The sequence below is a fragment of the Thermocrinis sp. genome (assembly GCF_036781485.1).
Lineage (GTDB): Bacteria > Aquificota > Aquificia > Aquificales > Aquificaceae > Thermocrinis.
Window position 1 is genome coordinate 30,367 of sequence record NZ_DAIQAX010000012.1, and the last position, 10,619, is coordinate 40,985.

Sequence of the window (10,619 nt, forward strand, 5' to 3'; positions counted from 1 at the left end):
GAGGTGAATAGTCATGATGGTGGATCTTGAGGAGCTCAAAATCTCTTTGAGGATGTATAAAAGCTGTCTGGGAGATGGAAAGTTCAAAGTAAAAGAAGAAAAAAGGGTGCCTGTGGAAGTGGGGCAGGTGCGAGTCCTTTTCTGGATTCCAGAGGAATACGTGCTGGTTTATCATGTGGAAGAGGAAGGACTTGTCCATGCAGTTCCGCTCACAATCTGGACAGATTTAACTACTACCTCGCTAAGAATTCGCTTAAGAAGCAGCCTTGATAATAGCCCAAAGACACTTGCTCCCTTACCTTTTGACGTCTATCTAAGAAGAGAGGTTCTGGAAGAGGAAAGCTTACCAATTTACATAGTAAGAAAAGATACAGTGGAAAAGGTCCTAAGGGCAGTGGAGCGTGCCCCTGTGCGAACTGCTATTAAACCGAGTTGGGAGTTCGTAAAATTGGTCTGGAAGCGCTATGGTGAGCTAACTTTGGGGAGCATTTTAGCTACTCATATACAAAGAGAGCAACAGGCAGAGGAAGAAGAGCAAAAAGCCATAATAGTCTATTATCCTGCCTTTTTATATCAAAAACACTACCGTACACTACAAGCATACCAACGGGCTGCAAGCACAAACGCTCTAAGAGGAAAAGATTGGTTGGGCGTAGTTGAAGAAGGTAAAGCAGTTATATATCTACCCGAAGAGTACGAAGGAAGGAAGGTAAGAATAAAACTCTTTGACAGTGTGCTATACGAGGGAGAGGGGGCCAGCAAGCTAATCATTGAGAATTTGCCCTCGGAGCTCAAATCCCACGAATACTTGGAGGAGCACCTAAATGTGGAAATTCTGGGAGATTGAATTACCACACTTTCAAACCCTTCTAAGAAGCGGAAAGCTTGATGACAAGATGGATGAGCTATACAACCAATTTTGGGGGCTTCCACACTCTCACCAATATGAGTTGATTGCATACTCAAAAGAGAAAAGCGTATTCCCGTCCGTAGAAACCTTTAGAGAGGTCTTCAAAGTTTCAAAAGAAAGCGTAAAGGAATTTTTCAGGGCAGAGTACAGAACCTTTAGATTTCCCGTAGTTTCCAGCGAGGGCAAAGGGGAACTTGTGAATGCACTAGTCATTAAAAATCTCAAGGAAGTTATAACTAACCTGAAGGAAATAAAAAGACACCTCAACCCAATAAGGGAATTTCTCAAAGGGGGCTTTGCGGTATTTTTTGACAGAGAATTTGCGGGGGCAAGCTTTCAACTAGCTACAGTCTTGAACCTTTATGTGGAAAACCTGCCAGAGGATGCCCTCTTTACAGGAGCGATAGACAAAAAGGGAAACATAAAATCTGTGAATGGTATTGAAGAAAAGAAAAGGTTGACAAAGGAGTTAGGCTTAAGGCTTGTGGAACCTTACCACTTCAACACCGTTGATGAGATAAAACAGCTGCTTGATGCGGAGAGCTATCAGATACCCATTTACATCACAAAAACCCAAGATAGGTGGGAAGGGGAGTTCAAAAGCTTCTTAAAGGCTACAGGTATTTCGGAAGATTACCTTAAAAAGCTTGAGGTGTTAATAGGCTTGGAAACAAAGCCTATAATAACAGGGCAGCTTAACCAAGAGGCGTGGGAGCACGTCTTAAGAGAGTTCTGGAAGAAGTTTAAGGAAACTGAAAGGAAACTTCACAGCAAGGAAAGATGGCACATAGCCATAAATGGTCCTTCTGTCCTTGCCTTTGCCTTAGGCGTGCTCTTTGGCAGTCAAAAGCCTTTTGTTTTTTATCACTATCAAAACAACGCTTACCATCCTATATTCGTGGATAATGTAAGAGAGCTAAAAGAAAGAAAAGAAAACTTGGAAAAGATTGAATATCGCTTTGAAAAGGGGGGAGAAAATCTTGTGGTGATGCTCTCCTTTGCCCATCATGAGATGGAAGGCGATGTGAAAAATTACATCTCCAAAGAGTTGGAAAATCCCTCATACCTCATCCTCAGGGCAAAGGGTGGTGGCAACATCCAAGTGGAAGATATGAAAGAGGTGGCAAAAGAAAGTGCAAGCGTAATACAAAACTTGAGAAAGGAGAACACTTTTGAGAACTTCCACTTTTTCATCTCCACACCTGTACCAATAGCCTTTATGGTAGGGCTTAGCTTTGGACACTACGGAGAGGGCTATCTTTACAACTACAGCGGGGGGACATACGAACCTGTTGTATCCTTTTCCTTCTTAAAAGCACTAAGGGAGGGAAAGTATGAAAAAGCTTACCTTTGAGCTTGAGTTTATAACGCCAGCCTTTTTGGGTGGTGCAGATCCTCTAAAGCCCGAGCTAAGACCTGCCAGTTTTGTGGGCCTTCTGCGCTTTTGGTGGAGAGCATTAAAGGGTGAGTGCGACATAGACAAGCTAAAGAAAGAGGAAACAGAGATTTTTGGTGGTAACGGTAAGTGTGCGTCTAAGGTAGCAATTAGAGTTTGGGGAAATGTAATACCAAAGAGACGATCCATCGGAGCAGGTTCAGGATTTAACTTAGCACTTATTGGTGAAGAGAAATATTTAGACCATTATATTGCAGCTCTCTGGGCATTGATCTTTTTGGGTGGTGTAGGTTCAAAAAGCAGAAGAGGAGGGGGGAATTTGGCTGTGGTTAAGGCTCCAGAAGGGCTATCCATATCCTTTACGCCTGCAGAAGATCTCTTTAATTGGTATAAAGAGAATCTTCAAAAGGCTAAAACTCTGGTTGGGGGGCATCTACGACCCTGTGAAAAGTATTCAAATATCCAAATTGATAATATAAAAATAGGAAGGACTCTTCACGATAGCTGGCGCAAGGCATTAGAAGAGATAGAAAACCAATATATAGAGTATAGACGCTCTATAAATGCTCAAAACCAAGAGGAGAAGAAGAAGATATTAAAACTTGCCAATTTCGGTCTGCCTGTCTTTGGGAAAAAAGAGGTGGAAGGTGTTCTAGAAGGGAAAACTTTAAGAAGGAGAGCCAGTCCGCTTATAGTAAAGGTAATAAAACATCAAGAAAAATACCGGTGGGTTTTGATACTGTTATCAGGCGATATACTGCCCAAGGGGGCAAAGTTTAGATTCGAAGGTGAGTCAGAATATCCTGATCCACAAATATTAGAAGGAATGCTTAAGAGAAAAGAAAATTTAGAGGAGGGTTCAAAATGATCCTTCACATTTTCACCTTCTCACCCGTTCAAGGCTTTATATCAAGCTCTCGCAGGCTTTCTGACCTCTACCACTCAAGCTTACTACTTTCTACAATCACCGAAAAGGTCATTGAGAGTTTGACGAGAGATTTAAAAGTTGAAGTGATTTATCCAGTTTCCGTAAAAGGGGGAGAGGGTTTAGCCAACTATCCAAATAGAGTTGTATTCTTGGCAAATGAGTGTGTTTGCGAAGAAGCGATAAGCAAATTCCATATGGTTTGGAAGGAAATCTACGAAAAAATCCTTCAAGAAGTCCTAATCAGAGCTACAGAAGAAAAAAATAAGATAGAGCAACAAGCTAAGCTTCACCTTGAGAACTACTTTAGAACCTACTGTGAATGCTCCACTACAGAAGAAACTAAAAGATGGAAAGAAGAACTAAAACAAAATCTAAAAGAAGACTTCGATGATTATGCGGTCGCTTACGATTGGACGGAGAGAAAACTCGGCTCTCTAAAATCCAAAAAACCATACAAGCCTCTCTTGGATGATTACACATACGAGAACAAGTATCCTGATGGTTGTACCTTATGTGGAGAAAGGGCTCATCTGGCAATTGATTGGGAAAGGTTTAGGAAAGGCCTCCAAAGAAACGTAAGGCACTACCTTAAGGAAGGAGAAAAACTCTGCGGTGTATGCCTTGTAAAAAGATTTGCCTTTTTCTACCTTAAAAGAAAAAGCTTTCCTTCTCTTCATGATATAGCCAACGCAGGTTTTAAAGAAGCTTTGAAAGAATTTGAGGAAAAACACGAGTATCATACACAAGAGTTAAAATCTCTCCTTGCGCAGTACATGGGAGTGGAAGAGGGTAAAAAGAGTCTTTGGGAATACAACGCAGAGCTCTTTGAGATAGATGAGCTTGAAAGGATAAAGAGGGAAGATGAGGAGTTGAAGTTTGTGATTGAAAATTTGATCTCAAATCTTCAGTTCATTTACAACCACGGTCTTTTGCACCAACCGTCAAAGAACTACTTTGCCCTTATTCTTTCCGACGGAGACAGCATAGGAGAGTGGCTTGGACTGAAGGGTGAAAAAAGAAAAAAGCCGCTGACGGAAGAGTTTCACAGGGAATTCTCCGAAAGACTTTCCGAGTATGCGAAGAATATAAGAAGTTTGGAAGAAGGCAAATTTGGTCTTAGGATTGTCTATGCGGGTGGTGATGACGTTCTTGCGGTAGCAGACCTAAAGGAATTTTTGGACTTTGCAGAAAAGTTAAATCCTTTCTTCAAACAAAGTGTGGGAGAAAACGCCTCTGTCAGCGCAGGAATAGTAATAGGGCATCAAAAGGAAAATCTCGCTTATCTATTGGACGAGGTCAGAAAGGCAGAAAAAATGGCAAAGAGTGTAAAAGGAAAGTCTGCTTTTTGCATTACCGTAATCCCAAGGGGAGGAGCACCTGTTAGCTTTCGTGCCAAGTGGGAGTTTTTGAAGCTCCTCAAGGACACCATTTCATACTTTGAGAAAGACATCATAGGAGACAGGACTGTGTATGACCTCAAGCAGATAGTGAGCAAATTTAAAGATAAGAGTGAGAACGTGCAAATAATTTTAGCCCTTCTTAAGGGAATGCTCAGAAGAAGGGTGGATGAAAGAAAGCTAAAAGAACACTTAGAAAAGGACAAAGAGTCTTTTATTGAGGACTACTTGGAAAGACTTAGATCGTTCTTAGATTACTCAGACCTTGAGAACTTTGCAAACTTATTCTATACCGCTCGATTTTTAGCAAAGGAAAGGAGGGAAAAAAGTTATGAAGTTGTTGGAGCTAACGCCTGAAGATGCGCTAACCTTTGGAAGTTTAAAAAACTTTACCGCGGGAGAGTCCCATTATCAACAGGTTAGCTTTCCACCACCCATAATGAGGTTTTTCTCTTTGGGTGACGGAGCCGCTCTAAGGGTAATGGGAGTTTTCATAAAACACAAAGGCGAACTGTTTCTCCCAATGCCTGCGGATTGCCTAAGTATGAGAAAGAAAGAGGAAGGCAAGGTCTACGTTCCAAAGTGGAGCGAGGAATTGAAAAGACCTTTTGTGGTACCTTTTGAAGGGCAGGGGCTTTTAAGCCTTGAACAGGCGAAGGGTTTTTGTAGTTTTTCTAATTTTGCAGAAAGTTATGCCAAAGGGAAGGGCTTTTCCACAAAAAAGGAAATCCTATTCCAAGAGGAAGAGAGGGTTGGGGTAAAGCTAAACTACGACAAAAGGGTATCCCAAGAGGGCTATCTCTACTCAAGGGTTTATTTGAGATTTAAAGACTCTCACATAGTGCTTTTGGTAGATCAAGACGTGGAAAAGTCGTTTTTTGCTACTGTGGGGGGAGAGAGAAAGTATGCTAAAGTTAAGCCCGTTGAGGACAGATTTTTAGACTTTCTAAACTCCACCGTCAGCATTGAAAAAGGCGGGCTTTACAAGTTCTACTCCACAACCCACCTTTACGTGGATTTAAAAGGAGAGATATGGCTTAGTGAACACATAAAGTTTAAGGTAGAGTGGGTTTCTTCTTTGGAGCCTGAATGGGTTTCGGGCTTTGCAAAGCCTTTCCTTTACATGCTTAGGCCAGGCACAGTGCTCTGGCTTAGGGCATTAGAAAGTGGAATGTGCAAAAGGCTATGTCAGATTTCTTCCCACAAGGAAGTTATTAAGTATGGTAATGAGTCTAAAGATCTACTCAAAAGAGGTTGGAACAGTGGAATCCTTTTGGAGGTGGCATAGATGGAAAAGAGTCTTTTAGTAAGCTTTATAGGGGGCTCTAGGGGGAAAAGATCCTACGAAAATATCAAGTACAGGTTTTCCGAAGAGGAAGTAAGAGAAAGCTACCTTTTTGGTATAGCCCTTTTTGAACACCTGCGCCAAAAGGGAGAGGACTTAGAGCTTCTCTTTGTGGGAACCACTGGCTCTGGCTGGTCTGAACTTATCAATGTGAAGCAATCACAAGATCAAGAGATAGAAGAACTTTTTGACAGGATAATAGAACTGGAAAAAGCACAAAAAGTCAGCGACGAGGTGCTGTCTGAGTGGATAAGCAAGATAAAAGAAAGTGTAGATGTAGAAATTCACTACATACTTCTTGAAAACCCACCGGAGCTTGAAAGTATATCCAAAAGCGTTATGCAAAAAGTTCTGAGCTTGGGAGACTACAAAAAGATCATCCTTGATATTACACACGCTTACAGGTTTGTGCCATACGTGGTGCTCCTTGACCTTATGGTGATTAAAAAGCTGAAGAGCTTTGAGTTGGAGATATACTATGGCTTTTTGGAGCATGCGTTAGAGGATGGCTCAAGGCCGGTGAAGCGCCTGAGCCATTTGGAAGAGCTGGTAAAGCTAAACGAAGCCCTAAGCCTTTTTGAAAACGCAGGGGACTTTAGAAGCTACTTCCAACTGGCTGGGGTAGACGAAAGCTATGCACGCGGAACTTACTTTGAGGTAGAAATAAACAGGCCTGCCACAAAGGCACTTAGAAATCTTGCAAATCTCAAAACGCAAAAGCAATACTTAGAGCCCTTGCATCAACGGGTTGTGGAAAAATATATCTTTGGCTTGCTGGATGACCGCCTGGAAAGCAGGATGAGAAACAGAGCTAAGTTCTTCTACGAAAGGGGTCAGTATTTGAAGGCAATAACCTTGCTTTACGAAGCTATACTGGTAAAAGGTATAAGGATCTTTGGCTTGGGAGATGATCAATTCTACAAAAACAGAGAAGAGGTAAAAGCTCTTCTGGATAGAAGCGGTGATGAAAGGTGGATCAAGTTTAAAAATCTTAGGAATGCTTGCGTTCACGGGACTCCACCTCAGGAAGCTGAGGTGCTCAGTGCTGTCCTTTCGGAGGATAAGTTCAAGGAAATCTTTGAATTGGGTTTTGAAATCTTTGAAAACTTAACTAAGGGGGGCGGAAATGCGTAAAGAGATCTACCTTCTTAAAACCATCACACCACTGCACATAGGTGCAGGTCAAGGATTGGGGTATGTTGATCTGCCGGTGGTGCGCGAAGTGCATACCAACTTTCCCTATATTCCTGGAACGAGCTTGAAGGGAGCGCTGAGAAACTTGGAAATAAACCAAATTGCAATGACGATTGGGGAAAAGCCCTCGCAGGTAGAGGAAAGACTAACCAAAGGTGAGCTAAAAGACAAGAGTATGCTAAGACTTGCAAAGATCTTTGGCATTGCGGGAGAGGGAGCGGAAGAGGGAAAAGAAGTGGGAGCGGGCAAAGTTTTGTTTTCTGACGGCTTTATCTTACTTTTCCCTGTAAAATCTGCAAAGGGAATATTTTCACTAACTACATGCCCATATGCCATAAACAGGTTCTTTGAGTTTGTGGGACTTGACCAAAGAATAAAAGAAGTGCAGGAGGGCAAGGTAAAGGTTTTGGATACAAAGGAGCACAAAAATTTAATAAATGGTAAGCTGTTGCTTGAGGAGTTTATTTTTGAAGCGGAAGATTCACAAGAGCTAAAAGGGTTTGTTGAACTTTTAAAGGGTGTTTTGGGAGAAGAAAACATAAAAAGGTTTGTATGCGTAAGCGATACGGACTTTAGGGACTTTGTAAGCAACTACACAGAAGTTCAAACGCACATAAAGATAGATCTGGATACGGGCACCGTCGAAGAGGGAGCCCTATGGACAGAAGAATACGTTCCCGCTGAATCTGTTTTTGTGTTTGGCTTGACCTTCTTAGAAGATATAGAATACTCTCCACCTTCTACCTTTCACCTTGGTGGAGACATAACTACGGGTAAAGGCTTTGTTAAGGTTCAAAGGTTGGAGGTGCAAATATGAAAAGTAAGGTTCAAGAGGTTGCAAGGTTGGCTTATGAGTGTGTGGTGCAAGTAAAAGACAAAGATTTTGCGTCAAAATACTTATCTTATGCAAGAAAATTGCCTTCTATGATAACTCACAATGGTCTTTTAGTCACGGTTGCCTTTGCCAAAGCTAAAAAAGAGCAAGCTTGGAGGACCCTTTTGGAACACATAGAAAGCTTTCTAAGGAAAGAAGGGATAAAAAAGGATCAAAAGGACCTAATAGAGTTCCTTTCTGATTGCGAAGTTCAGGAATACAGGTTAATAACCAAAAGGGTGTTATACTTTTCCAATTGGTTAAAACGAATTGCAGAAGGGGAGATAAGGGATGAAGGTAAAGGAAATTAAACAGCTATTAAGTCAGACCGACAATCCCGCACTGCTTTTCAACAAACTTTTACTTTTCAAATATGTAGAACAGATCCCTAAGGATCAAGAGATAAGAAAGAAATACATAAAGCGTTTTTTGGAGAGTCTCAGAGGAAAAGGAGTATTAGAGCAGCCAAAGCCGGAGGGTATAAACCGAAGAAGTTTTAGGTTGAGAACTGCCTACAGGTTGGTCATTGGGGCTGGCTATCCATCTTTTGTTGAAAACGGTTTTTTGTTTCACCACATATACGGCATTCCCTACATTCCCGGGGAGACACTAAAGGGTCTTGCAAGGTTTGTATTTATGCTTTCAATAGCGGAATCTCTAAAAGAAAAAGTTAAACTCTCCGAGCTGGAGGAGGAGCTGTCCGAAGAGAAAAATATAGATGCGGTGCCACAAAAAATTAAAATACTCTTTGACGATTACGAAATAGAAAACCCTGTGGAAACATTCTTAAAAATCTCTGGCTCCAAAAAGAGAAGGGGACAGATAATATTTTTTGACGCATACCCTGTTAGCTTTAACCCTTCAAATGACTTTGAGATAGATATTATGAACCCGCACTATGGAGAGTATTACCAACAAAACAAAGCACCCGCAGATTGGTTGAACCCTACTCCCATACACTTTTTAGCTCTAAAGGAAGGCATAGAGTTTGAATTTAGCTTGGGAATTGCACCCCTTGAACCCCTAAGGGAAGAGAAGGAAAGCATACTTTTGGAAACCGCAAAGAGACTGCTTGAGATAGGCCTTAAAAACTTTGGAGTTGGAAGTAAAAAGCTTAAGGGCTATGGGTGGTTTAAGTGATGGAGTGGATAATCCTACTCGTCTTTAGCTTGATACTTCTTGGATGGAGGATAAACGAAGAGATGTCTTCTATTCAACCACCAACAAATCCCTTTACTTCAAAAAAACAAGAAGACCAGTCCAGTTTTTCCGAAGATGACGAGAACACGGCGTTTATGGACGACTCTTTTAGTAGTAGTTCAGGGACTGACTTTGGTCTAAGCCATTTTGACGACAAAAACAGTTATTCCGACATTTACACCGATCCATCTTACTGCCATCTCCCGGGGAATATTTACTATCACATTTGCCACGACGACAGTTCGAGCAGTTATAACGATTGGAGCTCTTGGGATAGTGGTTCTTCTAATTGGGATAGCTGAGACTAAGATATAATGAATTACAGGAGGCGTACTATGAAAAAGTTTCTTTTGGCGATGGTGCTTTTTGCGGCTTCACCAGTAGTTAAGTCTCAAGAAAACCCATTCCTTGTGCCCGAGAGGGCAAACGCGCGCATAAACGTATCGGTTCAGATAGCAAAGCAAATAAAAGAAAGAGGATACAACAAGATAGCAGTGATCTATATGAACACTTCTGACCTTTGTGCTTTGACTGCAGCCTCTTTGGTGGCAAGTTTAAAAACCTTGGGTGTAGAGGCATACTACCTTAAAGGCGGAGATTTTGATCTTCCTCTAAAGATAAGGAACTTGGGAGCAGAATGGATCTATCTTGCTTACTTTGGAGATATGCCTTATGAAGAAGTCCAAAAGGCACTAAACCAGGATTTGCATACGCTGGCTTCTGAGTTTGAGAGGGTAAATCTGCTGGTTCATCCTTCCACTTTGGGACTTGGCTTCTTTGCAGGTGCTTTGGTGGATGACAAAGTCGGAGAGTTTTTAAGCAAATCTAACATAAAAGGCTTTACCATCAAACAGGGCAAAGTTGAGATGGTAAGCGTAAGGGCAAAGGACTTGGATTTGACAATAGAAACAGAGCCACAGTCCCAAAGGGAAAAGCCAAAAGCTCCAACCAAGAAGAAAACGAGATAAACAATGGAGATAGCATACAAAGATTTTCACAGAAAAATGACACCCTTTAGGGAAGAGAGCTTGGAAGATATACTGGAAAACCAGGTAAATCAATGGATAAGGCTAAATAATATTCAGGTCATAAACGTGGAAACTCTTTGGGAGAGAAATAGCCACGTATCGGTAGGTGTGAGAGTTTGGTATGTGAAAAAGCGAGTATAGTATTCATTCATAGATTAGGACTACTGACCTTTGAATTTTGTCTATCAGTATGGCTTGGGGTCAGAAAAGGACAGAGCTTTGACTATCTAGAAACTTGATATAATAAAACTCAACTCTTTTTGAGAGAACTTGAGGGTTCTGATTGAGCCCTTGTCAAATTGACAACTGAATAGGGTGCGTCTTCCTTAGGGGAGGTATTCCTCTAC

General features: G+C 41.5%; 12 protein-coding genes. All 12 read left to right on the forward strand.

The genetic code is table 11. From position 1 onward, the window contains the following. The first annotated feature begins 13 nt into the window (after positions 1 to 13). Genes V7P40_RS06855 through V7P40_RS06910 form a run of 12 tightly spaced genes read left to right on the forward strand, consistent with a single transcriptional unit; the run spans position 14 to position 10,413 of the window. Positions 14 to 847 (forward strand): hypothetical protein, encoded by an 834-nt coding sequence (locus V7P40_RS06855; protein ID WP_333785231.1) that lies wholly within the window; start codon positions 14 to 16, stop codon positions 845 to 847. Further along, positions 825 to 2,264: an SAVED domain-containing protein gene (locus V7P40_RS06860; protein ID WP_333785232.1), complete on the forward strand. Its 1,440-nt coding sequence runs from the start codon at positions 825 to 827 to the stop codon at positions 2,262 to 2,264. The genes V7P40_RS06855 and V7P40_RS06860 overlap by 23 nt, the downstream gene beginning before the upstream one ends. After that, on the forward strand, positions 2,245 to 3,174 hold the full coding sequence (gene cmr1 / locus V7P40_RS06865; RefSeq protein ID WP_333785233.1) for a type III-B CRISPR module RAMP protein Cmr1: 930 nt from the start codon (positions 2,245 to 2,247) through the stop codon (positions 3,172 to 3,174). Before V7P40_RS06860 ends, cmr1 begins: the two co-directional genes overlap by 20 nt. Continuing rightward, positions 3,171 to 4,988 carry a type III-B CRISPR-associated protein Cas10/Cmr2 gene (cas10, locus tag V7P40_RS06870; RefSeq protein WP_333785234.1) on the forward strand — a complete coding sequence of 606 codons (1,818 nt, stop codon included), beginning with the start codon at positions 3,171 to 3,173 and terminating at the stop codon, positions 4,986 to 4,988. Before cmr1 ends, cas10 begins: the two co-directional genes overlap by 4 nt. Continuing rightward, positions 4,963 to 5,919 carry a type III-B CRISPR module-associated Cmr3 family protein gene (locus tag V7P40_RS06875; protein ID WP_333785235.1) on the forward strand — a complete coding sequence of 319 codons (957 nt, stop codon included), beginning with the start codon at positions 4,963 to 4,965 and terminating at the stop codon, positions 5,917 to 5,919. Before cas10 ends, V7P40_RS06875 begins: the two co-directional genes overlap by 26 nt. Then, positions 5,920 to 7,110 (forward strand): TIGR02221 family CRISPR-associated protein, encoded by a 1,191-nt coding sequence (csx2, locus tag V7P40_RS06880; RefSeq protein ID WP_333785236.1) that lies wholly within the window; start codon positions 5,920 to 5,922, stop codon positions 7,108 to 7,110. Then, entirely contained in the window at positions 7,103 to 7,987 is an 885-nt protein-coding gene (gene cmr4 / locus V7P40_RS06885; protein ID WP_333785237.1) for a type III-B CRISPR module RAMP protein Cmr4, read from the forward strand. The genes csx2 and cmr4 overlap by 8 nt, the downstream gene beginning before the upstream one ends. After that, positions 7,984 to 8,355, forward strand: coding sequence for a type III-B CRISPR module-associated protein Cmr5 (gene cmr5, locus V7P40_RS06890; RefSeq protein ID WP_333785238.1), 372 nt, complete (start codon positions 7,984 to 7,986; stop codon positions 8,353 to 8,355). Before cmr4 ends, cmr5 begins: the two co-directional genes overlap by 4 nt. Beyond that, positions 8,336 to 9,184, forward strand: a complete 849-nt coding sequence (cmr6, locus tag V7P40_RS06895) for a type III-B CRISPR module RAMP protein Cmr6 (protein WP_333785239.1) — start codon at positions 8,336 to 8,338, stop codon at positions 9,182 to 9,184. Before cmr5 ends, cmr6 begins: the two co-directional genes overlap by 20 nt. After that, positions 9,184 to 9,546: a hypothetical protein gene (locus V7P40_RS06900; protein WP_333785240.1), complete on the forward strand. Its 363-nt coding sequence runs from the start codon at positions 9,184 to 9,186 to the stop codon at positions 9,544 to 9,546. Before cmr6 ends, V7P40_RS06900 begins: the two co-directional genes overlap by 1 nt. 33 nt (positions 9,547 to 9,579) lie before the next feature. Further along, positions 9,580 to 10,212 carry a hypothetical protein gene (locus V7P40_RS06905; protein ID WP_333785241.1) on the forward strand — a complete coding sequence of 211 codons (633 nt, stop codon included), beginning with the start codon at positions 9,580 to 9,582 and terminating at the stop codon, positions 10,210 to 10,212. Between the two features lie 3 nt (positions 10,213 to 10,215). After that, entirely contained in the window at positions 10,216 to 10,413 is a 198-nt protein-coding gene (locus V7P40_RS06910; protein WP_333785242.1) for a hypothetical protein, read from the forward strand. The last annotated feature ends 206 nt before the right edge of the window (positions 10,414 to 10,619 follow it).